This is a genomic window from Curtobacterium sp. MCBA15_005, assembly GCF_001864855.1.
Taxonomy (GTDB): domain Bacteria; phylum Actinomycetota; class Actinomycetes; order Actinomycetales; family Microbacteriaceae; genus Curtobacterium; species Curtobacterium flaccumfaciens.
The window spans coordinates 130,234-156,352 of the sequence record NZ_MJGL01000017.1 but is presented as its reverse complement, the minus strand read 5'-3'; the positions used below and the strand labels follow the sequence as shown (position 1 = coordinate 156,352).

General features: G+C 72.2%; 27 protein-coding genes. 14 read left to right on the top strand and 13 right to left on the bottom strand.

The genetic code is table 11. From position 1 onward, the window contains the following. Positions 1-77 precede the first annotated feature (77 nt). Both BIU89_RS10195 and BIU89_RS10190 read left to right on the top strand, forming a co-directional pair. On the top strand, positions 78-953 hold the full coding sequence (locus BIU89_RS10195; RefSeq protein ID WP_071246294.1) for an SMP-30/gluconolactonase/LRE family protein: 876 nt from the start codon (positions 78-80) through the stop codon (positions 951-953). A gap of 70 nt (positions 954-1,023) precedes the next feature. After that, complete coding sequence (locus BIU89_RS10190; RefSeq protein WP_071246292.1) at positions 1,024-2,094, top strand: alpha/beta fold hydrolase; 1,071 nt, start codon at positions 1,024-1,026, stop codon at positions 2,092-2,094. 138 nt (positions 2,095-2,232) lie between these two features. On the opposite strand, the gene BIU89_RS10185 is transcribed toward BIU89_RS10190, so the two are convergent. From BIU89_RS10185 to BIU89_RS10165, 5 genes are all read right to left on the bottom strand, one after another. Next, a complete protein-coding gene (locus BIU89_RS10185; protein ID WP_071246290.1) occupies positions 2,233-3,426 on the bottom strand; it encodes an NAD(P)/FAD-dependent oxidoreductase in 1,194 nt (397 codons plus the stop codon). A gap of 31 nt (positions 3,427-3,457) precedes the next feature. After that, entirely contained in the window at positions 3,458-4,258 is an 801-nt protein-coding gene (locus BIU89_RS10180) for an SDR family NAD(P)-dependent oxidoreductase (RefSeq protein WP_071246288.1), read from the bottom strand. A gap of 8 nt (positions 4,259-4,266) precedes the next feature. Beyond that, positions 4,267-4,773: a Dps family protein gene (locus BIU89_RS10175; RefSeq protein ID WP_017886495.1), complete on the bottom strand. Its 507-nt coding sequence runs from the start codon at positions 4,771-4,773 to the stop codon at positions 4,267-4,269. Positions 4,774-4,885: 112 nt separating this feature from the next. After that, complete coding sequence (locus BIU89_RS10170) at positions 4,886-5,398, bottom strand: MarR family winged helix-turn-helix transcriptional regulator (protein ID WP_027464983.1); 513 nt, start codon at positions 5,396-5,398, stop codon at positions 4,886-4,888. A gap of 138 nt (positions 5,399-5,536) precedes the next feature. Then, a complete protein-coding gene (locus tag BIU89_RS10165; protein ID WP_027464982.1) occupies positions 5,537-6,103 on the bottom strand; it encodes an NADPH-dependent FMN reductase in 567 nt (188 codons plus the stop codon). 106 nt (positions 6,104-6,209) lie between these two features. Here BIU89_RS10165 and BIU89_RS10160 point away from each other — a divergent pair, with 106 nt between their 5' ends. From BIU89_RS10160 to BIU89_RS18515, 6 genes are all read left to right on the top strand, one after another. Beyond that, entirely contained in the window at positions 6,210-7,856 is a 1,647-nt protein-coding gene (locus tag BIU89_RS10160) for a glycoside hydrolase family 13 protein (protein WP_071246286.1), read from the top strand. A gap of 101 nt (positions 7,857-7,957) precedes the next feature. Next, the gene (locus tag BIU89_RS10155; protein ID WP_139178956.1) at positions 7,958-9,946 is read left to right on the top strand and encodes a lectin-like domain-containing protein; all 1,989 of its coding nucleotides are present in this window, start codon (positions 7,958-7,960) and stop codon (positions 9,944-9,946) included. A 143-nt stretch (positions 9,947-10,089) separates the two neighbouring features. Next, entirely contained in the window at positions 10,090-10,749 is a 660-nt protein-coding gene (locus tag BIU89_RS10150; RefSeq protein ID WP_051596596.1) for a DUF308 domain-containing protein, read from the top strand. Further along, positions 10,746-11,009 carry a hypothetical protein gene (locus tag BIU89_RS10145; RefSeq protein ID WP_027464979.1) on the top strand — a complete coding sequence of 88 codons (264 nt, stop codon included), beginning with the start codon at positions 10,746-10,748 and terminating at the stop codon, positions 11,007-11,009. Before BIU89_RS10150 ends, BIU89_RS10145 begins: the two co-directional genes overlap by 4 nt. A gap of 136 nt (positions 11,010-11,145) precedes the next feature. Further along, positions 11,146-11,685, top strand: coding sequence for an RNA polymerase sigma factor (locus tag BIU89_RS10140; RefSeq protein WP_081827229.1), 540 nt, complete (start codon positions 11,146-11,148; stop codon positions 11,683-11,685). Then, positions 11,675-12,418, top strand: coding sequence for a hypothetical protein (locus BIU89_RS18515; protein WP_175475000.1), 744 nt, complete (start codon positions 11,675-11,677; stop codon positions 12,416-12,418). The genes BIU89_RS10140 and BIU89_RS18515 overlap by 11 nt, the downstream gene beginning before the upstream one ends. Before the next feature lie 133 nt (positions 12,419-12,551). Here the strand turns inward: BIU89_RS18515 and BIU89_RS10130 are convergent, their stop codons facing one another. After that, positions 12,552-13,430: a LysR family transcriptional regulator gene (locus BIU89_RS10130; protein WP_071246280.1), complete on the bottom strand. Its 879-nt coding sequence runs from the start codon at positions 13,428-13,430 to the stop codon at positions 12,552-12,554. A gap of 81 nt (positions 13,431-13,511) precedes the next feature. On the opposite strand from BIU89_RS10130, the gene BIU89_RS10125 reads away from it, so the two are divergent. Together BIU89_RS10125 and BIU89_RS10120 are read left to right on the top strand one after the other, a co-directional pair. After that, on the top strand, positions 13,512-14,801 hold the full coding sequence (locus BIU89_RS10125; protein WP_071246278.1) for an MFS transporter: 1,290 nt from the start codon (positions 13,512-13,514) through the stop codon (positions 14,799-14,801). Between the two features lie 130 nt (positions 14,802-14,931). Then, a complete protein-coding gene (locus BIU89_RS10120; RefSeq protein ID WP_139178950.1) occupies positions 14,932-15,537 on the top strand; it encodes a hypothetical protein in 606 nt (201 codons plus the stop codon). A gap of 268 nt (positions 15,538-15,805) precedes the next feature. Here BIU89_RS10120 and BIU89_RS10115 read toward each other — a convergent pair whose 3' ends face one another. Beyond that, positions 15,806-16,720, bottom strand: a complete 915-nt coding sequence (locus BIU89_RS10115; RefSeq protein WP_083404300.1) for a cation diffusion facilitator family transporter — start codon at positions 16,718-16,720, stop codon at positions 15,806-15,808. 48 nt (positions 16,721-16,768) lie between these two features. Between BIU89_RS10115 and BIU89_RS10110 the strand changes: the two genes are divergently transcribed. Beyond that, a complete protein-coding gene (locus BIU89_RS10110; protein ID WP_139178946.1) occupies positions 16,769-17,437 on the top strand; it encodes a DUF4166 domain-containing protein in 669 nt (222 codons plus the stop codon). Between the two features lies 1 nt (position 17,438). Beyond that, positions 17,439-18,416, top strand: a complete 978-nt coding sequence (locus tag BIU89_RS10105) for an epimerase (protein WP_027464973.1) — start codon at positions 17,439-17,441, stop codon at positions 18,414-18,416. Here BIU89_RS10105 and BIU89_RS10100 read toward each other — a convergent pair. Beyond that, positions 18,385-19,365 (bottom strand): EamA family transporter, encoded by a 981-nt coding sequence (locus tag BIU89_RS10100; protein WP_071246270.1) that lies wholly within the window; start codon positions 19,363-19,365, stop codon positions 18,385-18,387. The two genes, BIU89_RS10105 and BIU89_RS10100, sit on opposite strands and share 32 nt — an antisense overlap. Before the next feature lie 72 nt (positions 19,366-19,437). Here BIU89_RS10100 and BIU89_RS10095 point away from each other — a divergent pair, with 72 nt between their 5' ends. Further along, entirely contained in the window at positions 19,438-20,352 is a 915-nt protein-coding gene (locus BIU89_RS10095) for a LysR family transcriptional regulator (RefSeq protein ID WP_071246267.1), read from the top strand. 80 nt (positions 20,353-20,432) lie between these two features. On the opposite strand, the gene BIU89_RS10090 is transcribed toward BIU89_RS10095, so the two are convergent. The 5 genes from BIU89_RS10090 to BIU89_RS10070 all read right to left on the bottom strand — a co-directional run bounded on the left by BIU89_RS10090 (position 20,433) and on the right by BIU89_RS10070 (position 24,955). Next, entirely contained in the window at positions 20,433-21,239 is an 807-nt protein-coding gene (locus tag BIU89_RS10090; RefSeq protein ID WP_254791583.1) for a L,D-transpeptidase family protein, read from the bottom strand. 2 nt (positions 21,240-21,241) lie between these two features. Beyond that, positions 21,242-22,465, bottom strand: a complete 1,224-nt coding sequence (locus tag BIU89_RS10085) for a hypothetical protein (protein WP_071246262.1) — start codon at positions 22,463-22,465, stop codon at positions 21,242-21,244. 149 nt (positions 22,466-22,614) lie between these two features. Further along, entirely contained in the window at positions 22,615-24,000 is a 1,386-nt protein-coding gene (gene purB, locus BIU89_RS10080) for an adenylosuccinate lyase (protein WP_071246260.1), read from the bottom strand. Beyond that, complete coding sequence (locus BIU89_RS10075; protein ID WP_017886476.1) at positions 23,997-24,509, bottom strand: low molecular weight protein-tyrosine-phosphatase; 513 nt, start codon at positions 24,507-24,509, stop codon at positions 23,997-23,999. The genes purB and BIU89_RS10075 overlap by 4 nt, the downstream gene beginning before the upstream one ends. A gap of 47 nt (positions 24,510-24,556) precedes the next feature. Then, the gene (locus BIU89_RS10070) at positions 24,557-24,955 is read right to left on the bottom strand and encodes a phage holin family protein (RefSeq protein WP_027464967.1); all 399 of its coding nucleotides are present in this window, start codon (positions 24,953-24,955) and stop codon (positions 24,557-24,559) included. Positions 24,956-25,016: 61 nt separating this feature from the next. On the opposite strand from BIU89_RS10070, the gene BIU89_RS10065 reads away from it, so the two are divergent. Continuing rightward, positions 25,017-26,096: a histidinol-phosphate transaminase gene (locus tag BIU89_RS10065; RefSeq protein ID WP_071246258.1), complete on the top strand. Its 1,080-nt coding sequence runs from the start codon at positions 25,017-25,019 to the stop codon at positions 26,094-26,096. The last annotated feature ends 23 nt before the right edge of the window (positions 26,097-26,119 follow it).

Sequence of the window (26,119 nt, the reverse complement as noted above, 5' to 3'; positions counted from 1 at the left end):
GCAGCCGCAGCCGCAGCCGCGCAGCCGCGCCGCCACGCCTGAGCGATCACGGACCGCCCCCGCGGTAGACGGGGTCGATGAGCACCAACGTCACGACCGGCCCCGCGACCGTCTTCGCCGACGCCGGAGCGGTTCTCGCCGAGAGCATCGTCTGGGACCCGTCCGCACAGCTGCTCCGGTGGGCCGACATCACCCTCGGCACGCTCAACACCGCCGAGGCCGACGGCACGGTGCGGTCGAGCGTGCCGCTGCCGCCCCCGCTGGCGAGCTTCCAGCCCCGGGCCTCCGGCGGGTTCGTCGCGGCCCTCGGGGACACCGTCGTGGTGACGGACGAGCAGGGTGCCGTGGAGCGCGAGATCGCCCGCGTCACCCACAGCACCTCGGGCAACCGGTTCAACGAGGGCAAGTGCGACCCGTTCGGCCGGTTCCTGGTCGGCAGCATGAACGTGACGACCGGCGAACCCGACGCGGCGCTCTACTCGATCGAGGCCGACGGCACGACCCGGGTGCTCCGCGGCGGCTTCGGCGTGACGAACGGCATGGAGTGGTCGGAGGACGGCAGCACGATGTACGTCACCGACACCAGCGCCTCGACGGTCTTCCGCGGGTCGTACGGCCCGGACGGCGAGCTCGGCGAACTCGAGCCGTTCATCGTCGGTCAGGCGCACGACGGCCTGGTCCGCGACGACGAGGGCTGCTTCTGGAGTGCGATCTACGGCGGATCCCGCGTCGAGCGCTACGGGCCCGACGGCTCGCACCTGGAGACGGTGGAGCTCCCCGTCGCCAACCCGACCTCGGTGGCGTTCGGCGGCCCGGACATGTCGACGCTCTTCGTCGGGACGGCCCGCGAGAACCTCACCGAGCAGGACCTGGAGCAGGCGCCGCGGTCCGGTGCGGTCTTCGCGGTGCCGACGACGGTGCGCGGGTTCCCCGCGAACACCTTCAGCGGTTGAGCACGTCGTCGCCGCCCGCGCGGACGGCGGCCGGGTATCCTGGGCGACCGCCCGACCGGAGGAGACCCACGTGGACGACGAACGCCAGGCACCCCGGCCGGACCCGGCCAGCGAGCTCGCCCACGCCGAGGACGCCGACGTCACGGTGCAGGTGGACCGGGTCGCGGTCGACGGCACCTACGTCCGCGTGAGCTCGATCGGTGAGCCAGGCGAGCGGGCCTTCGTGCTCGTCGCGGGCCTGGGCATCGCGTCGACCTACTACGAGCGGCTCGCCCCGCACCTCAACGAGAACGGTCCGGTGCACGCGCTCGACCTGCCGGGGTTCGCCGGCGTCCCGCGGTTCCGCGGGAAGGTCTCGATCGAGCGCTACGCCGACGCGGTCGAACGGGTCATCGACGACCTCGGGCTCCAGGACCCGGTGCTGGTCGGGCACTCGATGGGCACGCAGGTCGTCACCGAGGTCGCCGCCCGCCGTCCGGGGATCTCCGACCTCGTGCTCATCAGCCCGGTGGTCGACTCGTCGGCGCGCACGGTGCGGCAGTCGGCGTTCCGGTTCCTGCGGTCGACGCTGCACGAGCCCGCCGCGGTCCGGTGGCACGGCATCACGGCGTACGCGCTGTGCGGGTGGCACTGGTTCCGGAAGGTCCTGCCACGGATGATCGCGTTCCCGATCGAGGAGCGCGCCGCCCACGTGCAGGCCCGCACCCTGATCGTCCGCGGTGAGCACGACGCGATGGTGCCGCGGGACTGGGTCCGCCGGCTGGCGCGGGTGTTCCCGTACGCGGTCCTCCGCGAGGTCGTCGACGGCGCGCACTCGGTCATGCACGCACAGGCCGACGCGGTCGCGCGGCTCGCGGTGGCGCACGTCGACCACCGGATCCCCGACCGGGGCGTGTCGTCGCTGCAGCGGGTGCACGACGACTCAACGTCGTCGGACCTGGCCCGGCTCAGCCCGGGGGACGCCTGGTTGCTGGTCAAGTCGAGGTTCATCGAGCTGTTCGGGATGGCCCGGAACGACGACGAGACGCTCGAGGCGGCCAAGTCGGCGCACGCCGTCGCGATGGCGGACGGCGACGACCTGCCGGTGGACCCGGCCGATCGCCGGGCGGTCGTCGACGAAGTCGCGCCGGAGTCGAAGTAGCCAGCACCGTCGGGGCGCCGAGGACCGTCGCACCAGCGCGCGTCGCGATCTGCGGGCGACCGCCTGGAGGCCCGGTGCCGGTCCGACGGACCGGCACCGGGCCTCCAGGCCGTCGCGATCACCGCGACGGGCGCGCGGTCAGGGCGTGATGCGGCCCGGCAGCATGTCGGGCGTCAGCGCGTTCGCCTCGGCGAGGACCTTGCGGGCCTCGTCGGTCTTGTCCCACACGTTCCAGAGCAGCACGCCCCGGACCGTGTCGTCGTCGTCCAGGTAGTAGACGACGCCGGTCACGGTGGGGTCCTGCCAGTCCTCGACCGTGCGGAGCTTCGAACTGACCTGCCCCACCGCCTCGTACCCCATGTCGAAGACGTCGGAGTAGAACATCGGCGTGTGGTCGTAGGTCTCGTCGGCGTCGGCCAGGTTGCGGCCGGCCTGCCGACCCTGCTGCTGGGCGTTGTCGACGTGCTCCACCCGGCGCGTGCCGAGGATCCGGTCCGGGTACTCGGCGACGTCACCGGCGGCGAACACGGAGTCGTCGTCGGTGAGCAGTGTCGAGGTCACCACGATGCCGTCGCGCACGGTGAGTCCGGCGTCGGCGGCGAGCTGCGTCGCGGGCTCGATGCCGAGTCCGGCGACGACCGCGTCGGCCTCGACCACGGAGCCGTCGTCGAGCGTCAGCCGCACGCCGTCCGCCGTCTCGGTGCCCTCGGACACCCGGCGGCCGGTGCGGAGCTCCACACCGTGGTCGACGAAGCGCTGCTGGAACGCCCGTGCCAGGTCCTCGGGGAACATGCGTCCGCCGACGACCTCGTCCGGGTCGACCAGCGTGACGCGCGCACCGTTCTGCACGATGCCCGCCGTGATCTCCTGGCCGATGTACCCGCCGCCGACGACGGCGACGTGTGCTCCGGCATCCGCGAGTTCGCGCAGCCGGCGGTAGTCCGACGCGCTGCGGTAGTCGAGCACGCGTGCCGACGGGGACAGCCCCGGCAACCCGCGCGGCTTCCCTCCGGTCGCGAGCAGGAGCCGGTCGTAGCCGTGGGTCGCGCCGTCGGCCGTCGTGACGGTCTTCGCGGCACGGTCGATCGCGGTCACCGCGGTGCCCAGGACGAACTGCGCCCCGGTCTCCTCGGTGTGCAGGTCGACCTTGTCGTCCCAGCTGAAGTGCGGGTCGGTCCAGAGCTTCTTCGACAGCGCGGGCCGTGCGTAGGGCCGGTCGACGTCCTCGCTGAGGATCCCGATCGACCCGTCGGTGTCGAGCTCGCGGATGCCGCGGGCAGCGGCGTCGGCGACCATCCCGCCGCCGACGATGAGGTAGCGGAAGTCGGTCATGACGCCTCCTGGCGGTGCTGTGGCGCCACGATCAGATCGTGGCGACCGAGCCGGAGTCGACCCGGTAGTTGGCGCCGTTCACGAAGCTGGCCAGGTCGGAGCACAGGAAGGCCACGACGTTCGCGACCTCTTCCGGCTCGCCGCGGCGCTTGAGCTCCATGTACGGCCGCTCTTCTTCGAGGAAGCTGCCGATGGCCTCGTCGAACGAGGTCCCGCGCTGCTTGGCCCGCTTGTCCATCATCGCGTCGGTCATCGGCGTGTGGATGAACGCGGGGGAGACCGTGTTCACCAGCAGGCCCTCGGAGGCGTAGGAGCGCGACAGGCCCTTCGCGAACGAGAGCACCCCGGCCTTGGCGGCGCAGTAGGGCAGTTCGTCGTCGTACGGCTGCGAGGCGTCCTCGGACACCAGGTAGACGATGCGTCCCCAGCCGCCCTGGCGCAGGTCGCCGATGAACTCACGGGTGATCCGCACCGGCCCCATCAGGTCGATGTCGATCGTCTCCGCCCATCCGGCCTCGTCGATCTCGTGGAACATGCCCTGGGCGCCGGTGACGCCCGAGGACTGCACCAGGATGTCGATCTCGCCGACTGCCTCGCGCACCTTGTCGTGCAGGGCGGCGAGGCTCTCGGCGCTCCGGACGTCGGCGGCGAAGGCGTGCAGCTTGCCGAGCGGTGCCTCGAGCTGGTCCGCACTGGTGTCCAGACGGCTCTGGTCGATGTCGGTGACGACCACGGTCGCACCCTCTGCCAGGAGGATGCGCGCCGTGTTCCAGCCGATGCCGGAGTCGCCGCCGAAGACGAGTGCGGTCTTGCCCTGGATACCGAGGTCCACCCGGGCCCCTACGCGTGCGCCGACGCGTCGGCGACGGCGGGCGTGGTGGCGGAGGCCAGCGGGGTGCTGGGCGCGCGGTTCTCGGCGGAGACCATCCACGCGAGCTGCTCGAGGCGCTCGATGAAGCCGTGGAGCAGGTCCGCGGTCGTCGGGTCTTCCTCGTCGACCTCGTCGTGGACGTCGCGCATGGTGCCGGTCGCCTGGTACAGCCGGAGCGTGACCTGGTCGATGGCGTCGTGCGTGGTGATCTCGCCCGAGGGGAACGCGTCGAGGTGGCTGCCCGCGGAGACGGTCGCCGAGCGGCCGTCCGGCACGAGGTACAGCGCGCGCATGCGCTCGGCGGTGTCGTCGGCGAACTCACGAGCCGCGTCGACGATCTCGTCGAGCTGCAGGTGGAGGTCGCGGAAGTTGGTGCCGAGGATGTTCCAGTGGGCCTGCTTGCCCTGCAGGTGCAGGTCGATGAGGTCCACGAGGACCGCCTGGAGGTTCTTGGCCATCTTGTCCGAAGCGTGCATGGTTGTGGCTCCTTTCGCGTCGGTGTGACCGTTCCGGTCTACGCGGTGCCGCAGTGCACGCTCTCAGTGCGCTCGGAGGCAACGTCCCCCGGGGCGTCCGGCGCGGTGCCGCTCAGTGCGACGGCGCGGGGTCCACCTGGTCGACGGCTTCGCGCATCTGCTCCAGGAAGCCGGCGACGATCCGCGCCTCGGACGCGGGGAGTCCCTCGGCGATCGACATCATCCGGCGGTGCATCACGCCGAGCGTGGCGCGGACCTCGTCGTCGGTCTCGGTCGTCGGCGTGATGACAAGCGCCCGTCGGTCGGTGGGGTGCGGGTCGCGGCGGACGTGGTTCGACTTGACCAGGCGGTCGATGAGGATCGTCGTCGAGGCCGACGAGATCTTGAGGTACGCGGCGAGGTCCTTCGGGCTCACGGCGGTGCCGGAGCGCTGCGCCTGCAGCAGGAAGCGCACGGCGAGCAGGTCGGTCTCGCCCATGCCCATCGAGTCGCGGGTCCGGCGGCGCATGGCCGTCTCAGCGGATCGGTACCGGCGCAGGGCGTTGAGCACCGCGACCCCGCGTTGAGTCGCGTCGTCGTCCGGGAACCAGTACCCGGACGCCTCGGTGATCTCCTGCGTCGACATGGCGTTCAGGGTAACCCGTCTCGTATCTCGGTCGTCTAGCGGACTCCCGGGTTCCGCTCCGACCGGTGCGTCCGCACCGGACGGACAGGAGGCCCGTGGCGGGGTCGCCACGGGCCTGGTGTCCGATGGTTCGTCGCGTTACGCGGCTGCCTGCTCGTCCGTGCCGGCTGCGGCCTCGGCGAGCGCGGTGAGCGCGCCCTGCACGAGCGTCGTGACCTCGGCGTCCTCACGCGGGTGGGTCTCCGCGAAACGGACGACCGACTGCGGGATGGCGACCTTGACGTCCTCCAGGACCTTCGCGCCGGCGATGCCGGCGGCCTTGCGGGCGTCGTCGTGCGCCCAGACGCCGCCGTACTGGCCGAACGCCGAGCCGATCACGGCGAGGGGCTTGCCGGACAGCGGCGAGGCGCCGAACGGACGCGAACCCCAGTCGAGCGCGTTCTTCAGGACGGCGGGGATGGTGCCGTTGTACTCGGGGGTGATCAGCAGGACGGCGTCCGCGGTGGCGACGGCGTCGCGGAAGGCGACGGCAGCGGCGGGCGGGGTGTCGCCGTCGATGTCCTCGTTGTAGAACGGCAGGTCGACGATGCCGTCGAAGGTGTGCAGCTCGATGCCCTCCGGCGCGTGGTGCGCGGCGGCCTCGGCGAGCTTGCGGTTGATGGAGTCGGCGCGCAGGCTGCCGACGAGGACGAGGACGTTCGTCATGGAGCTCCTTCTGTTGCGGGATGCTGTTGCTGGACGGAAAGGTGTCAGCGACAACCAATGCGATCGTACGGGGCGCTATTCCCAGCCCCCTGGGTACGGTGGCGACGTGACCACGCTTCGGACCCCGGCCAGCACGCCACGAACCACCGACCCGACCTGGTGGCGCGATGCCGTCGTCTACCAGGTCTACCCACGCAGCTTCGCCGACACCGACGGCGACGGGCTCGGTGACGTCGCGGGCATCACCAGCCGGGTGCCGTACCTGGCGTCCCTCGGTGTCGACGCGCTGTGGCTCTCCCCGTTCTTCCCGTCGCCGCTCGCCGACGGGGGGTACGACGTCGCCGACTACCGTGCCGTCGACCCGAAGCTCGGGTCCCTCGACGACCTCGACGCCCTGGTCCGGGCCGCCCACGAACACGACCTCAAGGTCATCGTCGACATCGTGCCGAACCACACCTCGGACCAGCACGAGTGGTTCCGGGCCGCACTCGCGTCCTCGCCGGGGTCGGCCGAGCGTGCGCGGTACGTGTTCCGCGAGGGGTCCGGCGACTCCGGGGAACTGCCGCCGAGCGACTGGGTGTCGAACTTCGGCGGCAGCGCGTGGACCCGGGTTCCGGACGGGCAGTGGTACCTGCACCTGTTCGCCCCCGAGCAGCCGGACCTGGACTGGTCGAACCCCGAGGTCCGCGCCGACTTCGAGGACACGCTGCGCTTCTGGTCCGACCGCGGTGTCGACGGGTTCCGCGTGGACGTCGCGCACGGTCTGGCGAAGGACCTGTCGACCCCGTACCGGCCCTCGAACGAGCAGGACCTGCCGCTCGACGGCTCCGACCCGCTGTACGACCGCGACGAGGTGCACGAGATCTTCGCCACCTGGCGTCGGGTGCTCGACGAGTACGAGCCGCCCCGTGCCGCGGTCGCCGAGGCCTGGGCCCCTGCACCCCGCCGCGTCCTGTACGCGCGGCCGACGGAGCTCGGGCAGGCCTTCAACTTCGACCTGCTCGAGGCCCCGTTCGAGCCCGAGGCGTTCCGTCGGATCATCGAGCGGAACCTGGCCGCCTCGGAGCACTCGGGTGCCTCGAGCACCTGGGTGCTGTCGAACCACGACGTCGTGCGGCACCCCACCCGGTACGGCCTGCCGGACGGCACCGACACCGACGCCTGGCTCATGACGGACGGCACGACGCCGGAGCTCGACCGTGCACGGGGGCTCCGCCGGGCACGCGCGGCGACGCTGCTGATGCTGGCGCTGCCGGGGTCGTCGTACGTCTACCAGGGCGAGGAGCTCGGGCTGCACGAGGCCGCCGCGATCCCGCGCGACCTGCTGCAGGACCCGAAGTGGCTCCGCACCGAGCACACCGTGAAGGGCCGGGACGGCTGCCGCGTGCCGATCCCGTGGACGCGCTCCGGGCCGTCGTTCGGCTTCGGGGACGTCGCACCCCACCTGCCGCAGCCGCAGGACTTCGGGGAGTCCTCGGTCGAGGCCGAGGACGGCGATCCCGGGTCGACCCTGTCGCTGTACCGCCGGGCGCTGGCCGCACGACGTCGGCTGCAGCAGGGGGAGGCGCTGACGTGGCTGGAGTCCGGCTCCGAGGTCGTGGCGTTCGCCCGGCACGACGGCTGGCGGTCGTTCACGAACTTCGGCACGCAGCCGGTGCCGTTGCCGGCCGGCACCGTGGTCGTCGCGTCGGGGCCGCTCGACGAGGTCTCGCCCGGTGTGCTGCCCGGCGAGACGACGGTGTGGTTGGCCTGAGCGGACAGGTTCTTCCTCCACAGCCCGGAGGCCCGTGGCGGCGTTCCACAGATCGTCTCGCCGCCGCCCGGGGGTGACCTCCCGATCGCGAGCATCGGGGCATGACAGATCCCACTGCTCCAGCATCCGGTCCACGACCACTCCGGCCGCGGGTTGTCCGCCGCCTCGCTGCGGTCGGCGCCGCGCTGACCGCGCTCGGCGTGCTCGCGGCGCCCGCCGTGCTCCCGTCCGGGTCGAGCGCCGCTGCGCTCGACTTCCCCTACGTCAACGAGTTCTCCGGTGCGTCCGGCGGCACCCTGCAGGGTGACGCCGCGGTGTCCGACGGTCGCCTGCGACTCACCGACGACGTCCGGAACCAGGCCGGGGCCTGGTCGACGAACGACACGTTCCCCTCCGACACCGGGCTCGAGATCGAGTTCACCTACGCCATGTACACCGCGAAGGACGACCCCGGGGCCGACGGCCTGCTGCTGTACCTGGCCGACGGGGCCGCACCACAGGGTGTCGGGTCGTACGGTGCCGGCCTCGGGTACGCCTGCCGCAGCACCGTGACCGAGGGCGGGGGACGCCCGTGCGACCTGCCCGGGGTCCCCGGTGGGTTCGCCGCCGTCGCGATCGACCACTACGGCAACTTCTCGTCGCGCATCAACGACTCCGGTCCCGGTGCCCAGGCCGACCACGTCGTCGTCCGCGGCTCGGGCGACGGGACCGAGGGCTACCGGTACGTCGCCGGCGTCGCGGCCCCCGGCGGCACGGTGACCGACGGAGCCACACCGCGGAAGGTCCGCGTCACCCTGCTGCCCGAGGCCGACGGCGGCCTCGCCGTGACGGTCCGGATCCAGGCCGGCGAGGCCCTGCGGACGGTACTGGACTCGGTGCCGCTGCACGGCGACGGACAGGCCCCGCTGCCGAGCACGCTCCGCCTCGGGTTCGCCGCGGCCACCGGCAGCCACGTCGACAAGCACGAGGTCGACGCGCTGCAGGTGTGGAAGCCGGCGGACCTGTCGGTCGAGCACGACCTGCCCGCGACCGTCACGGCCGGCGACCCCGTCCGCTACGACGTCACGGCTCGGAACCCCGGTCCGAACGCCGCCGATCCGAGCCCGTTGCACGTCGACGTGCCGGACGGCATCGAGGACGTCACCTGGACGTGCACCGCGGCGGCGGGCTCCGCCTGCGCGACCGCGACGGGGAGCGGTGACGTGGCGACCGACCTGTCCCTGCCCCGCGACGGTTCGGCCGTGGTGACGATCGAGGGGCGGGTCGCCACGGGCACCGAGGGGAGCCTGGAGAGCGTCGCGACGATCGCCACGCCTGCGTCGTTGTCCGACACGAACGAGACGGACAACATCTCGCGGGCGAGCACGACCGCGACGGCACCGGCGGCCGTCGCGCACGTGGAGACGGACAAGTCGGTGTCACCGTCGACCGTCGCACCCGGAGACGAGGTCGAGTACCTCGTGACCGCACGGAACCGGGGTCCGGCGGTCGCGGAGCACGTCGGGGCCGTCGACGAGCTGCCCGAGGCCATGCGCTTCGCCGGTTCGGACGACGGGTGCACCGCCGAGGGGCAGCGCGTGACGTGCCGATCCGACGCCTCGCTCGACGTGGGGGAGACCCGGGCCTTCCGGATCCGCGCCGTGCTCGATCCGGGCTACCGGGGGGACGGATCCGACGTGGTGAACGTGGCGACCGCGACCTCGCCGACCGACCCGGACGGGGGCGACCCGTCCACCGGTGTGGCGATCGTCGTCGACCCGGACGACGACGGACCGGCGCCGAGCCCTGCGCCGACGACCGGTCCTGCGCCGGACGACGGGGACGGATCGGGTGCCGGCGGTTCCGGTGGTGGCGGCCCCAGCGACGGCGACGGCCCCGGGACGGGTGCTGACCACGGGCGTGCGGGTGCGCCGGCAGCTGACCACGGCGCCACTGCGCCCGTGGGAGCTCTCGCTTACACCGGTGCCGAAGGGGTCGGCCTCGCCGCCGCGCTCGCCGCCCTGGCCGCCGCCGTCGGGTCCGTGTGCTGGTGGCTCGCCCGACGTCGTGCCCGCCGGAACGCGCCGACCGACGACCCGCAGCAGCCCTGAACGCCGCCGGGACGGCACCGGACGCGGTGCCGTCCCGGCGCACGGGTGTGCACGTCCACAGGGGGTGGAGACGCCGCCGGTCGGGCGTTCACCCCACCGGCGGTAGGATCGGATCCACGATCCGCATGCCCGAAAGAGGTCTCGTGTCCGACACCGTGGACGACGCCACCACCGTGGAAGACGCGACCCAGCGCGCGCGGTACTGGCCGATCCCGATCCTCCGGGCGGTCCCCGCAGCGGTCGTCGCGATGGTCATCACCTTCTCGACCAACCACGCCGCGGGCTACGGTCTCGTGCTGTTCGGCGGCTTCGCCCTGGTCGAGGGCCTCGTGCTCCTGTTCGCCGGGATCTCCCGACTGCCCCTCGATGGCCGTTCGCGTCGCACGACCCTGCTGCAGGCCGTCATCACCCTGCTCGCCGCGGTCGCCGCGTTCGCGTGCAACGGGTTCGGGCTGCCGGCCTTCATCACGGTCATCGTCGCGTTCGCGGTGCTGACCGGGGCCCTCGAGCTGTCGCAGGGGCTCCGTGCCCGGCGTCGCTCACCCTTCGCTCGCGACTGGACCACGATCGGCGGCCTCACGCTGCTGCTCGCGGTCGCCTTCCTCGTCACGCCGCCCGACTACTCCCAGCAGCTCGGTGGCGTGGAGCAGGTCACCGGCACCCTCGACGCCTCGATCGTGCTCGTCGGCCTGCTCGGCGCGTACCTCGCCATCACGGCCGTCTTCCACGTGATCGCCGGCCTCTCGCACAAGTGGGGCACGGCCACGCCGGCCGTTGCCCCGGACGGAGCACCACACGCATGACCACCCCCAGCCGTCGTGACCGTCTGCGCCCGGTCGAGCTCCTCGGGATCTCCGCGATCGTCGCGGTGTTCACCGGGCTCGTCGTGCTGTTCTCGACGCGGGAACTGCAGCTGGCCGTGATCTTCCTCGGCGTCGCGTTCATCGTGGTCGTCGTCGTGCTCGCGATGCTGCAGCTCGCCTCGTCGAGCGAGCAGGACGACAACGACATGCTCGGCGGACACAAGACGCCGGGCGAGGGCGACGGCGACGACTTCCACTGACGGCTGACGGCTGACGGCTGACCCAGCGGCGACCGTGTCCTGACGCCGGACACGCCCGAGGTCACGAATCAGGAACGGTCCTGTCAGGATCGCGGGTCCTGCCGACACCTCTGGGTGAAGGAGGTGGGATGTGGACGTGACGACCGGCACCGACACGGACGAAGGACTCGTCCGTGCGATGGCACAGGGGGACACCGGAGCGCTCGCACGAGCGTTCGACCGGTACGCCGCCACCCTCACCCGCTACGCCTGGGCACTCGTGGACAACCGCTCCGACGTCGAGGAGATCGTGCAGGACGCGTTCCTCACGCTCTGGCAGCGGGCGGCGACCCTCGAGCTGCCGGCGGACACCGTGCTGCCGTGGCTGCTCGTCGTCTGCCGCAACCACGCCTTCAACACCGGCCGCAAGCAGGCCCGTCGTCGCGCGGACGAACTCCCCGAGCACCTCGCCTCGCCCGCCGACCACGACGAGGCACGCGAGACCCTGCGCTGGGTCCGTGCCGAGATCGCCGCGCTCCCCGACCTCGACCGCCGCATCTGCGAGCTCTGCCTCCTCGAGGGGTACTCCTACGCCGAAGCCGCTGAGCTCCTCGGGCTCACGGTCGGCGCGGTCACCCAGCGGGTCTCCCGCAACCGACGTCGACTCAAGAAGGCGGTGATGCACGATGAACACTGAACCTCCCCAGGGAGACGAGCTGCAGCGCATGCTCGTCTCGATGAAGCAGAACGTCCTCGAACGCGCCACGCCCCGCCCGAAGCGACGTCGTGGTCGCTCGGGCGTCGTGGTCGGCGTCGTCGCCCTGCTGGCACTCGGCACCGCGACCGGTGCCGTGGCCCTGACCCTGTCGCAGCAGAACGCCGACCCGGTCGTCGCTCCCACCCAGACCCAGCAGCCCGAGCCGTCGCCGTCCGCGACCACGCCGAGCTCCGCCCCGATCACGGGCGCCCCGACCCCGAAGCCCACCCCGACCCCGCGCAACACCGTCGCCACGATCCCCACGAGCTGCCGCTCGATCGTGCCCGCGTCGGAGTACTCGCGGTTGTTCGGAGATGCGTCGGTGACCGAGAAGGACACCCAAGACCCCGACACCGTGGACGTCGTCTCGGCGTCGATCAGCTGCGTGTGGCAGAAGCCGGATGCGGACAGCTCGTTCCTGTCCGTCTCGATCCACACCGCGAGCGCCGAGCACGTCCAGTACCAGATCGACTCGTTCGGCGACGAGGCTGGCGGCACCTGCACGGAGCGACCGGACGGCACGCTGTGCCAGCTCCGAGCGACCCTCGACGACGGCGCCGCCAAGGCGTACACCCTGTACGTCCGCGGCGACAGCTACGTCGTCGTCGACCAAATCGGCTTCCCGACGAACGGTCTGCTGAACGCCGTCATCGGGGAGATCTGGGGGGACTGACGGCCCGGAGGCACGGGGCGGACCCGACCCGTGCCTCCAGTCCGTCGGTGGTCAGATCGTGAGCAGGAACGGTCGCCTCGCGCACCGTGACGCGACCGTTCCTGCTCACGGAGCACACCGACCACGCGCCGCGTCACCCCACCCGCGCCGCCACGATGTCGCGCGCCAGCGTCCGGACCGCACGGCTCGGTTCCGGGGACGTCCGGACCGCCAGACCGATGCGGAGCGGGTCGACCTCGTCCTCCAGGTCGAGCACCGCACCGTCGTACCGCACCCCCGAGTCCGGCACGACCCCGACGCCGAGCCCGGCCGAGGCGAACCGGATCACGGCGGGCATGTCGTTCATCTCCGCGACGATGCGCCGCCGGATGCCGAGCCGCTCGAGTGCCCCGTCGAGGATGATCCGGTTGCCGAACCCGTGCGCCGTGTCGACGAAGGGTTCATCGGCGAGTTCGGCGAGCGACACCGACGACCGGCCGGCGAGCGGGTGGTCCGACGCGGTGAACACCCGGAACGGCATCTCCCGCAACGGCTCCACGACGACGCCGGCGGGCACGGTGGGCAGGCCCGTGTAGGCGATGTCGAGCCGCCCGGCGACCAGGTCCTGCACGAGCCCGGTCGTCCCAGACGGCGAGGTCATGAGCTCCACCGCGACGAGCGGGTGCTGCCGTCGGAACCGCTGCAGCACGCCTGTCAGGTCGACGATGTCCATGCTCGTGAAGATGCCGAGCCGCACCCGGCCCCGCAGGTCGGCGTCGTCGGCGGTGGCCAGGTCGCGCATCCGGTCGAGGGACTCGAGCACCGCGCGGGCGTGGGGGAGCAGGTCCTCGCCGGCCGGCGTCAGGACGAGCTGTCCGCCGGTGCGGTCGAAGAGCCGCACCCCGAAGCTGCGCTCGAGCGAGGCGATGCCCGCGGACACCGTGGACTGCGCCGCCCAGAGTCGTTCGGCCGCGCGGGTGACACTGCCCTCGGCGGCGACGGTGACGAACTGTTCGAGCAGTCGGGTCTCCATCGTCCGAGTATCGAACAGATCGATCGCGCACATCAAGCGCATCCGTTGGACTCGATGCACCCCGAGCGCGATCATCGGAGCATGTCAACCGTCACCGACAGCCCGACGGGCACCGTCCCCGCCACCACCGCCGCTCCCGCATCCGCGAGCGACCGTGTCGTCGCCCCGCGCGGACGCCGTGTCCACACCCGTCGGCGCCACGGTTTCGGCTTCTGGGTCGTCGCCTTCGCGTTCCTCGCGGTGATGGCCTTCGCGACCGTCCCCGCGCCCCTCTACGTCATCTACCAGGCCCGCGACGGGTTCCCGACCTTCACCACGACCGTGATCTTCGCGGCGTACGGGGTCGGGGTGGTCGGGTCGCTGTACCTGGCGGGACACCTGAGCGACGTGCACGGGCGGCGCCCGCTCATCCTCGTGTCGATCGCGCTCGAGCTCGTCGCCGCGGTGCTGTTCCTGCTCTGGAACGACGTCACCGGCCTCATCGTCGCCCGGCTCGTGACCGGCCTCGGTGTCGGGACGCTGACGGCGACCGCGACGGCGCACCTCGGTGAGCTCCGGGTCCGTGCGACCGGGTCGAGCGACTCCGCGAAGGGGGCGAGCGTCGCCGCCGGGGCGGTGAACCTCGGTGGGCTGTCGCTCGGCGCCCTGGTCGGTGGAGCGCTCGCCGAGTTCGTCGGGCAGCCGCTCATGGTCCCGTACGTGGTGTTCGTGATCGCGCTGGCCATCGCGTTCGTGCTGGTGCTGGCCGCACCGGAGACGGTCGGCCGCCCCGAGCAGCCCGTGGCCTACCGCCCGCAGCGCATGCAGGCTCCCGAGGGCCAGGGAGCTGCGTTCTGGGCAGCCGGTGCAGCAGCGTTCGCGGCACTCGCCGTGCAGGGCCTCTTCACGTCGGTCGCGCCGAGCTTCCTCGGCACCACCTTCCACGTCACCGACCGCCTGGCCGCCGGGGCCACGACCTTCGGGGTCTTCGCCGCGAGCGCGCTCTCGCAGATCGTCTTCGCCCGGCTGTCGCAGCGTGCGCAGATCCGGCTCGGCATGGTGCTGCTGGTCGTCGGGCTGGTCGTCCTCGCCGTCGCCGCGGTCCTGCTGCAGGTCGCCGGGTTCATCGGCGGCGGGGTCGTCGCGGGCGCCGGGGTCGGCCTGCTGTTCCGCGCCGCGATCGGCAGCGCCGCAGCACTGGTCGGGCCGGAGCGTCGGGGCGGCGTGCTCGCCGCCACGTTCCTCATCGCCTACGCCGGACTCACCGTGCCGGTCGTGGCCGTCGGGGCGGCGCTGCTGGTGATCCCGACGCTCCCCGTCCTGATCGGGTACGTCGTGCTCGTCGCCGTCCTGGCCGTCGTCGCCGGCACCCGGCTGGCCGCGCGCGCCTGACGCGCCACGGGCCTGGCGTCCGCCCGTCGCCTCCCGGAACCGGGTTCCGGACACCGGACCACGCGATCGCGCGGTGCCGTGTCCGGAACCCGGTTCCGTCGTGCGGACGCACTCCCGGCATACTGGGTGCGTGCCCCGGAACCGCAACCGTCCCGTGATCACGGGGATCGCGGCCGTGGTCGCCGCCGGTCTCCTCGCCGGCGGGCTGTTCCTGACGGCACGGCAGGGTGCGGACGACCCGACCATCGGCGCCGGCTCGGCCTCACAGACCCCGGTCGATGCGCCGACCGCCGCCGGCGACGGCACCGTCACGATCACCCGCACCGGCCCTGACCTGCCCGGCAGCACGGCGCTCGGCCGGTGCGACACGACGACCCAGGCGGCCGTCGCGCAGTACGAGACCGAGGCCCTGGGCCGCGTCACCCTGCAGTGCGGCACCGCTGCCCAGGGTTACGAGCACATCCGGGTGCGGCACACCGCCGACTGGCAGGACGTCGTCGCCGGGCACGGCTCGCGCGACTGGGACGACGCCATGCTCACCGCGGTGCAGACGGCCCTCGAGGACCCGCGCCCCGGGTTCCCGCTCGACGCCGGCGACGGCAAGGTCTGCTACGCCGCACCCGTCCGGTTCGACGACGGTTCGCGCCCCGACGACGAGCCCTTCGTCAAGGTGATCGTCTCGGCCACCACCGACCGGGTGATCACGGCGTACCCCACCCGCACCGACGACTGCTGACGCCCTCGCTGTCCACCCGTTCTGCGACAGACCACGCTGCCCACTGACGTCGAACGACACCGCCGTCGTCGTACGACATCGACGCTGTCGCAACCACCGCCACGCAACAGTCCGCGTCTGCACGAGGCGACGAGGTCGTCGTCGTACGACGTCGACCTCGTCGTTCCGCGTCGTCCCCCACCGCCGCAGCGTCCAGACGCCCAAACGCCCACACGCCCACACGCCGAGACGCCCAAACGCCCACACGCCCACACGCCGAGCGCGCGACCTACGCGTGCACCTCGTACTCGTGCCGCCGGTGCGACGCCGGCTCCAACTGGAACGTCGAGTGCTCCACCGGCACGTCGAAGTGCTCCGCCACGCACCGCTGCAGCTCGTCGAGGATCGCCGGGGCGTGCGCCGTCGAGAAGCAGTGGTCGTCGACGACCACGTGCGCGGTCAGGTTCGGCACCCCGGTCGCCACGAGCGTCGCGTGCAGGTCGTGCACGGCGATGACGTGGTCGAGCTCGAGGATGTGGCCCCGCACGTCGTCGAGGTCGAGCCCCGGCGGCGTCGACTCGAGCAGCACGTTCGCGGTCTCGCGCAGCAGCCGGATCGCCCGCGGCAGGATGAGCAGGCCGATCAGGATCGCGGCGACGGAGTCCGCCCGCTCCCATCCGGTCAGCATGAGCACGACCGCGGCGATGATGACGGCCACCGACCCGAGGGTGTCGTTGAGGACCTCGAGCCGGGCGGCACGCGAGGTGAAGCCCTCACCCGAGGCCCGGAGCAGCACCGCGTAGGCCACCAGGTTGCCGACGAGTCCGACGATGCCGAAGACGAGCAGCGGCCCGGAGTGGATCTCCTCCGGCACGACGAGCCGCTGGACCGCCGAGATGATCACGTAGACGCCGACGGCGAGCAGGATCGCGGCCTGCGCGGTGGCCCCGAGGACCTCGGCCCGCTGGAAGCCCCAGGTGCGCTGTGCGGTCGGCGACCGGCGGGCGAGCCGCGTCGCGACGAGTCCGATGCCGAGTCCGCCGGTGTCGACGACCATGTGACCGGCGTCGACGAGCAGTGCGAGCGAACCCGTGACCACGGCACCCACGACCTCGGCGAGCAGGATGCCCGCCGAGATGCAGAACGCGATGAGCAGGGCGCGCTCCGAGGCGTGCCCGACGCCGTGCCCGTGGTCGTGTCCCATGTGCGACATCGTAGGGATCCGCACTGACGACATGCCAGGATCGTCAGCGTGAGCCGGTCGCCCTACGAGCTGTCCACACCACCCGAGGTGCTGGCCCGGCTGCACCCCCGGCTCCGGACCTACTTCGCTGCCGTCCCGCCCGGACACGTCGGTCGCGGCGAGGGCGTCTTCACCGTGGTCGGCACCCCGCGCCGGTGGGTCTGGCCGGTCCTCGCGTGGTTCGCGCGCGACGCCGTCATGTTCCCGGTGTGGGAACGGGACGTGCCCTTCACCGTCGAGAACCGCCCGGCTCGCGTTCGTCGTGGATCCGGCACCGGCCTGGAGGCCCGCCCCGCCGTCCGCGCGCACCGCACCTTCCGGTTCCGCTCAGGCGCCCGCACGATGGTGGACGCCATCACCGCCGAACCCGACGGCCTGGTCGACCACCTCGGTTGCCGCGGGCGCGTCAGCGCGCGTCTGCGGGCGCAGGTCGACGACACCGGTCCGGACGCGGGCGCCCTGCGCCTGGTCTCCACGCGCGTGACGTTCCGTGCGCTGGGACGCGATCTGCGCCTCCCGGCCGCCCTGAGCCCGCGTGTGACGCTCACGGAACGATTCGATGACGAAGCCGACCTGCAGCGCGTGTCCCTGGTGCTCACCGCGCCGGTGGTCGGCACGCTGTACCGGTACGAGGGGGCGTTCCGGTACGAGATCGCGCCGGACACAGAACGGGGATGAGATGAGCGACGAGAAGGGCCGCGTCGTGATCGCGGGAGCGAGCGGCTTCGTGGGGCGGTACCTGCGGGACGCCTTCGCGGCAGAGGGCTACCGGGTCGTCACCATCGGCCGGACCGGCGACGCGGTGTGGGGCAACACCCTGCGCATCCGGGAACTCGTCGACGGTGCCGCCATGGTCGTGAACATGGCGGGCAAGAGCGTCAACTGCCGCTACGGCCGACGCAACCGTGCCGAGATCATGCGCTCACGGGTGGACACCACGCTCGAGCTCGCCGAGGCCATCCGAACGTCGGAGCACCCGACGCCGCTGTGGATGAACGCTTCGACCGCGACGATCTACCGGCACGCCGACGACCGCCCGCAGGACGAGACCACCGGCGAGATCGGCGAGGGGTTCTCGGTCTCCGTGGCCCGCGCGTGGGAGGACGCCTTCTTCGGCGCCGACCTGCCCGGCACCCGTCGTGTGGCGCTCCGGATGGCGATCGTGTTCGGCGACGGCAGCGCCCTGCTGCCGCTCCTCCGGCTCGCGCAGGCGGGCCTCGGCGGGCCGCAGTACGACGGGCCGTGGGTGCCGACGCGCTCCCGGCTCCGCGCCGGCACGTACCACCACCACCGGCCCACGCACGGTCGGCAGCGCTTCAGCTGGGTGCACATCGCCGATGTCCTCGGGTCGATCCGGTTCCTCCGCGACCACCCGGAGATCGAGGGGCCGGTGAACCTCTCGAGCCCGAACCCGTCCGACAACCGCACCGTGATGGCGACCATCCGCGACGCCGTCGGACGCCGGTTCGGGGTGCCGACCTGGCGGTGGATGCTCGAACTCGGGTCGTTCGCGATCCGCACCGAGACCGAACTCGTACTGAAGAGCCGGTGGGTGGTGCCGACCCGGTTGACCGAGGCGGGCTACGAGTTCCGGTACCCGCACCTGCGTGGGGCGCTCGCCGGGATCATCGCGGAGCGCCGCCAGCACCGGGGCTGAGCACCGGCACCGGGACCCCGTCGACCGGAGCTGGTGTCGGGGCCGGATCCGGCGCCGGGTTCCGGCCCGGTCGCTGCCCGCGGTCCCGCGCCGGACGCGACGACCACAGCACGGCGGCCACGACGACCGCGCCGGCGAGCACCTCGACCAGGTCGGGCACCTCGCCGAAGGCCGCCCACGACGCGAGCACCCCGACCACCGGCACGAGCATCGAGAACGGCGCGACCGTGCTCGAGGGGTAGGTCGCCAGCAGTCGCGACCAGATGCCGTAGCCCACCAGGGTCGCGACGACCACGATGTAGAGCAGGCCGAGGTCGGCCGGCAGCGCCGCCGGCGTGAACGCGGTGCCGAGTGCGGCCCCGATGCGGTCCGGTCCCTCGACCACGAGCGACAGCACTGCCATCGGGATCGGCGGCACGACCGACCACCAGAGCGTCAGGTGCAGCGGGTTCGCGGCTCCTGCTCGCCGGGTCGCGACGTTGCCGATCGCCCACCCGAGGGCGCCGCACAGCGCCAGCACCACCGGCAGCAGGGCCGCCGTCTGTGACCGGTGCAGGGCGATCAGACCGAGGGCTGCGACCGCGATCGTCACGCCGATGACCTGACGGCCGGTGAGTCGTTCGCGCAGGAACACCCCGGCGAGCACGACCGTGAACGGCGCCGAGGCCTGCAGGACGAGCGAGGCGAGCCCGGACGGCATCCCCGACGCCATGCTCAGGTACAGGAACGAGAACTGCAGCACGCCGAGCCCGAACCCGACGAGCAGCAGTCGCCCGAACGGGATCTTCGGCCGCGGCACGAACAGCAGCGTCGGGACCGCCAGGATCGTGAACCGCAGAGCCGCGAGCAGGAACGGCGGGAAGTGCTCGAGCGCGAGCGCCGTCGCGGGGAAGTTCAGTCCCCAGACCACGGCCACCACGACGGCGAAGAGACGGTCACGAGCGGTCATGCTCCTCATCGTCCCGGCCAGTACGTTGTAGGTCCATCGAATCCTTCGCGAAGCACGATGTAGGGTCCCTGCATGGTCGACTTCGACGTGCAGCTGCTGGCGGTCCTCCGCGAGCTCGCCGAGCGTGGCAGCGTCACGGCCGTCGCCGAGGCCACCCACCGCACACCGAGCGCCGTCTCCCAGCAGCTGCAGACGCTGCAGCGGCAGGTCGGGGTCCCGCTGGTCGAACGCGTCGGGCGCGGCGTGCGTCTGACCCCGCACGGCCAGGTCCTGGCCGGCCTGGCATCCGGGGTCGCGACCGCCATCGCCCGGGTGGACGCCGCCTGGCAGGAACACCTCGGCGGCACGACCGGACTGGTGTCCCTGGCGATCTTCCCGTCCGCCGCCGAACTGCTGTTGCCCGGCGTGCTCACCCGGATGCAGGCGCACCCCGGCATCGCGCTGACCCTGGTCGACGTCGACGTCAGCGAGGGGGAGTTCGCACCGCTCGCCGCCGACCACGACGTGGTCGTCGGGCACCGGTCGGACGGCGTGCGACCGGCCGACCAGGGATCGGTGGACACCCTGCCGCTCCTGCGCGAACCGCTCGACGTCGCCCTGCCGCCCGGGCACGCCCTGGTCGGCCGCGCACGCGTGGGCATCGACGAGGTCGTCGCGGAACGCTGGATCGGCGTGCCGGAGGGGTACCCGATCGACCGGGTGCTGCACGCGATGGCCGCGGCGACGGACACCCCGCCGAGCGTCGCGTTCCGCACGATCCACCTGCCGGTCATCGAGAACCTGGTGGCGGCAGGGCACGGCATCGCACTCGTCCCGCGGTACACGTCGGGCACGCGGGCCGCCGGGCGCTTCCACCTGGCGGAACTCGCCGACGTCCGTGCCGGACGCCGCATCGAGGCACTGGTCCGCCCCGACCGTGCCGTCCGGCCCGTGGTGCGCACCGTCCTGGAGGCGCTGGTCGCCGTCGCCCTGGACGTCACCACCTGAGACGGTGGCGCCCACCGCCGGGCGCACGCCGTGCCTCCAGGCCGCGTCAGCGCCCCTGGAACGTCAGCGCCCCCGGAACGTCAGCGCACCTGGAACGGCGTGCCGAGCGGCAGGAGCTCCGCCAGGGCCGTGATGTCGGCGTTGTGCATGCGGATGCAGCCGTGCGAGGCGGCGGTGCCGATGCTCGACGTGTCCTCCGTGCCGTGCAACCCGATCTGGCCCGGGCCACCGCCGAAGGAGTTGAGCACGTCCGAGAACGCGGTCGTGCCGTACGCGTACGGGCCGTAGCCCTCGTTCGTCGGCGCGAGCAGCTCGGTCAGCGCGAACCGGCCGGTCGGCGACGGGGTGCCGCCGGTGCCGGTGGCGACGGGGTAGCTCTCGACGACCTTGCCGGCCTCGTAGAGGTCGAGGGTGTTCGTCGAGCGGGTGACGACGATCGCGTACGGGTCCTCGGACAGGGTGACGGCGCTGGCCGGTACCCAGCCCGTGCTGCCGTTCGGGCGCTGTGCGAGCTGCACCTCCGCCCAGCCGTCCTGCTGGTCGACGACCCGGAAGACGAGCGGGGCGCCGGAGGCCTGCGGGTTCTCGAGGGTCTGTGTCGCCGTGCCGCCCGCGCTCGCGCTGACCGGGACGGACGCGCCGCTGACGGCGGCGACGGTGGTGCTGGCCGGGGCGTCGACCGCGTCGACGGGTGCTGCCGACGGGGTCGGCTCCGGTGCCGTCGTGGGAGTCGGCGTCGGCGCCGCGACGGACCTGCTCGGGGTCGGGGCGGGCGCGGCCGACAGGGGGCCGAGCGCGACGAACGCGACGGCCCCCGCACAGACGACGGCCACGGCGGCGGCGATCACAGTCGCACGCCGCCGTGGCTCGGTCGGGAGGATCGGCAAGATCAGCCCGTGAAGTTCGCCGTTCCGGGCACCGGTACGGCGACCGGTGCCGTGCCCGCGTCACCGGCAGCGGCCGGGTCGGCGGTGACGGTGAGCGCGGCCTGTGCGGCCTGTGCGGACGAGGCACCGACGAGACCGACGCTGTAGGTGCCGGCGGTGTTCACGAAGTCGGCGGGCAGGACGATCGTGCCGGAGACGTTGCCCTCGGCGTCGGCGCGGAACGCGACCCCGGGGATCTCGGTGCCCTGGGCATCGGTGCCGACGCCGGCGCCGACGGTCTCGCCCGGAGCGAAGCCCGAGCCCTGGATGCGCACACCGGTGGTGGTGGCCGCGGTCAGGGTCGCGGTCGGGGTGAGGAGCTCGGCGGCCGCGGTGGGCTGCGGCGTGAAGTAGGTCGTGGTGTCGTCGACGCGGAGCGCGGAGATCGAGCCGCTGGCGTCGGCGGCGAGGGCCTGGCCGGTGACCTCGAGCGGGGCGGCGAGGCTCTTCAGCTCGGTGCCGGGCAGACCGGTCGGTGCCGGAGCGCCGTCCACGGTCGGGGCCGGGGTGGGCTGGTCGGTCGGCGCGGGGGTCTCGGTCGGCCCGGTCGGCGGCGGGGTGATCCCGCCGGCGATGTCGATGCCGACGTAGACGACGTAGCCGACGACCTCGGCGTCAGCGTCCCGCAGGTCGGCTGCGAGCTCGGCCGTCGACTCGACGTCGCCGGTCGTGGGGTCGATCCAGTTGCTGGTACCGCTGACCGTGCCGCCGCCGTCGGTGACGGGCGCGTCCGTGGCGAAGACCACGGACTGTGCGGTGGAGTCGTCGCCCGCCTGGACCGCGAGGCCGAAGGTCGTCGCACCGGTCGTGGTCATGCTGATCCCGGCGGCGAGCGCGGGGACGGCATCCGGGGCCACCGGCGTGTTCAGCCCGCGGACCAGCGCGACGGCCTCGCCCTCGGAGACGGACAGGCCGTCCTCGTCGAGCGTGGCGTGGTCGGTGATCGAGCCGCCACCGCCCAGATCGTTCACGGACGCCCAGTACCACTGGTCGGTCAGCGGGAAGGTGCCGGTCGGCGCGGCGGTGAAGTCGTCGGCCGAGTCGGTCCAGGTGACGATGGCCGAAGCGGTGGAGCTCGTCACGAGGGCGGTCGAGACCGTCGGGACGAGGGCGGCGGAGACGCCGAGCACGGTGGCGCCGACGGCGGCCGCGGTGATGCGAGAACGAAGCACGGTGTGGAGATCCATCCGATCAGTGGACAGGGTGCATCCACTGCGACGCCCCCGTGCTGAGATCTACTCAGCACCATGAACCTATCGAACCGCTCAGGATTCCGCACCCCGGGACGCGGATCCGACGACGAACCGGCGGCCGTCCGGCCGCCGGTTCGTCGTGCTCAGACGTCGAGGTGGTCGACCAGCTCGTCCGCCAGGCCCGTGTAGGTCGCCGGCGTCAGGTTCGTCAGCCGGGCCTTCGCGCCGTCGGAGATGTCCAGACGGTTCACGAACACGATGAGGTCCTGCTGGCTCACCCGCTTGCCCCGCGTGAGCTCCTTGAGCATCGCGTAGGGGTCCTCGATGTTCGACTGCCCGGCGGTGACCTCGGCACGGATGACCGTCTGGATGGCCTCGGCGAGGACCTCCCAGTTGTGGTCGAGGTCGTCGGCGAGCTTGACCTCGTTCACGGCGATCTCGCCCAGCCCGCGGCGCAGGTTGTCGAGCGCGAGCAGCGAGTGCCCGAACGCGACACCGATGTTCCGCTGCGTGGTGGAGTCGGTCAGGTCGCGCTGCAGTCGGCTCGTCACGAGGGTCTCGGACAGCGTCGAGAAGAGCGCCGACGAGATCTCGAGGTTCGCCTCGGCGTTCTCGAACTTGATCGGGTTGATCTTGTGCGGCATCGTCGACGACCCGGTCGCACCCGCGACGGGGATCTGCGTGAAGTACCCCATCGAGATGTAGGTCCACACGTCGGTCGCCAGGTTGTGCAGGATCCGGTTGGCGTGACGCACCCGGTCGTAGAGCTCGGCCTGCCAGTCGTGCGACTCGATCTGCGTGGTGAGCGGGTTCCACGTCAGGCCGAGGCCCTCGACGAACTCGCGGGACAGCGCGGGCCAGTCGGCCTCGGGGTCCGCGGCGAGGTGTGCCGAGAAGGTGCCGGTCGCGCCCGAGAACTTGCCGAGGTACTCGCCGCCCTCGATCTGGGCGAGCACGCGCTCGAGCCGGTAGACGACGACCGCGAGCTCCTTGCCGAGCGTCGTCGGGGTGGCCGGCTGACCGTGGGTGTGCGAGAGCATCGGCACGCTCTTCAGCTCGACGGCGAGCGTCCGGAGCTTCTCGAGCACGGCGCGGAAGCCGGGCAGCCAGACCTGGTCGACGGTGTCCCGCACCGTGAGCGCGTAGGACAGGTTGTTGACGTCCTCGCTCGTGGCGGCGAAGTGGGTGAGCTCGGCGATCGCGTCGAGCCCGAGTTCGGACAGCCGGCGGCGCACGAAGTACTCGACGGCCTTGACGTCGTGCCGGGTCGTCGCCTCGATGTCGGCGAGCTCCGCGATCTGGTCCTGGCCGAAGGTCGAGACGATCCGGCGCAGCGCGGCCTTGTCGTCCACGCTGAGCGGCGAGGTGGTGAACATCGCGTGGTCGGTCAGGAAGATGAGCCACTCGACCTCGACCACGATGCGCGCGCGGTTGAGGCCGGCCTCGGAGAGGTGCTCGCCCACCGTGTGCACGATCGGGTAGTAGCGCCCGTCGAGCGGGCTGATCGGCTGCGGGGGAAGGGGGGTCATGGGGCTCCCTGACGGACTGCCGGCTCGAGCTGGTGGAAGAGCGCCCGGCAGGCCCGTTCGACGGTCGAGAGCACTCGGTCGAACTCGTGCCGGTCCGCGTAGTACGGGTCCGGCACGTCGGCCTGCTGGGGCCAGGCGGCGTCGTACCGCAACAGGAGCGTCACCTTGGCGGAGTCGTCCATGGTCGGGGCCCACGAACGCAGGATGCGCTCGTGGGAGCGGTCGAGTGCGACCACCAGGTCGAGGTCCGGGAACCGGTCCGGGTCGAACTGACGGGCGCGATGCCTGCTGCCATCGTATCCGCGCGCCGCCAGCGCTGCGATCGTGCGCTCGTCGGCGGGTTCCCCGACGTGCCAGTCACCGGTGCCGGCCGACTCCACCTGGAACCGGTCGGCGAGGCCGGCGTCCGCGGCGATCTGCGCGAAGACGACACCGGCCATGGGGGAGCGGCAGATGTTGCCGCTGCAGACGAACGAGACGCGGAACGGGGCGTCGACGTCCTGGGTCATGAGCACATCATGACGCAGGGCGGGGTCCTCCGCGAGGCCCGCCGGGGTCACGCCCGCTGGCGGTTGAGCACCGGGCGGGCGAAGAGCCCGATCAGCCAGGCGAAGACCGCGAGCACGAAGGCACCGACGATGCCCCAGCCGAAGGAGTCGACCTCGAGCCCGAAGCCGAACGCGTCCGAGATGCCCGCGACGATGAGCAGCAGGATCGCGTTCACGACGAACGAGATGAGCCCAAGCGTGAGGATGTAGATCGGGAACGCCACGATCCGGATGACCGTGCCGATCACCGCGTTCACGAGACCGAACACGAACGCCACGAGCAGGAAGGTGAGGACGGTCGCGGTGGTCCCGCCGTCACCGAACGGCGTGACGGAGACGCCGCTGACGATCAGCGTGGTGAGCCAGAGCGCGAGGGCGTTGACGACGAGGCGGACGAGGAATCGCATGCGCCCATGATGCCCTCGCTTCCCCTCGTGGGTGCCGTGGGCCTGCCGGTAGCCTGAACCCGTGAGCGAGCAGCGTGTGCACATCCGGCCCGAGGTGGCCGTCCTCCCCGCGTACAAGCAGGGGCGACAGGCGTCCGACTCCGCCTTCAAGCTGTCGAGCAACGAGAACCCGTTCCCGCCGCTCCCCGGGGTCGTCGAGGCCGTGCAGGCACAGACCTCGTACAACCGCTACCCCGACGCCACCGCCCTCGCCCTGCGCGCCGTGCTGGCCAACCGCTTCGGGTTGACCGCCGAGCAGGTGCACGTCGCCCCGGGCAGCGTCGCGATCCTGCACGAACTCGCCCGCGCGACCTCCGGCCCCGGTGACGAGATCGTCTACGCGTGGCGCTCGTTCGAGGCGTACCCGGGCGTCGTCACGGTCGCCGGCGCCACCAGCGTGCAGGTGCCGAACCGCGCCGACGGTGGGCACGACCTCGACGCGATGGCCGCGGCCGTCACCGAGCGCACCCGCATGGTGCTCGTCTGCTCGCCGAACAACCCGACGGGGCCGATCGTGACCGCCGCGGAGTTCGACGCGTTCATGGCCGCGGTGCCGCAGTCGGTGCTGGTCGTGCTCGACGAGGCATACGCCGAGTTCGTGACCGACGAGGCCGCCGTGCACGGCCACCCGCTGCTCGCCGCGCACCCCAACCTCGTGGTCCTCCGCACCTTCTCGAAGGCGTACGGGCTCGCCGGGCTCCGGGTGGGCTACGCGCTCGGTCCGGACTACGTGCTCGACGCCGTCCGTGCCTGCGCGATCCCGCTGTCCGTGACCGCCCAGGGCCAGGCGGCGGCGCTCGCCAGCCTGGAACGCGAGGCCGAGCTGCTCGAGCGCGTGACCGAGATCGCGGCCCTGCGCGACCGGATCGTCGTCGAGCTCCGTGCCCAGGGCTGGGACGTCCCCGACGCCCAGGGCAACTTCCTCTGGCTGCCGACGGGCGAGCGGACGGCCACCGCTGCGGCCGCGTTCGAGGACGCCGGCATCATCGTCCGGGCCTTCCCGCCAGAGGGCATCCGCATCTCGATCGGCGAGCACGAAGCTGTGGAAACGCTCCTCCAAACAGCCCGCTCACTTGTGGGGGACCTCCAGGTGGCCGACTAGTGCCTGGCGCTACGCTGGCCCGC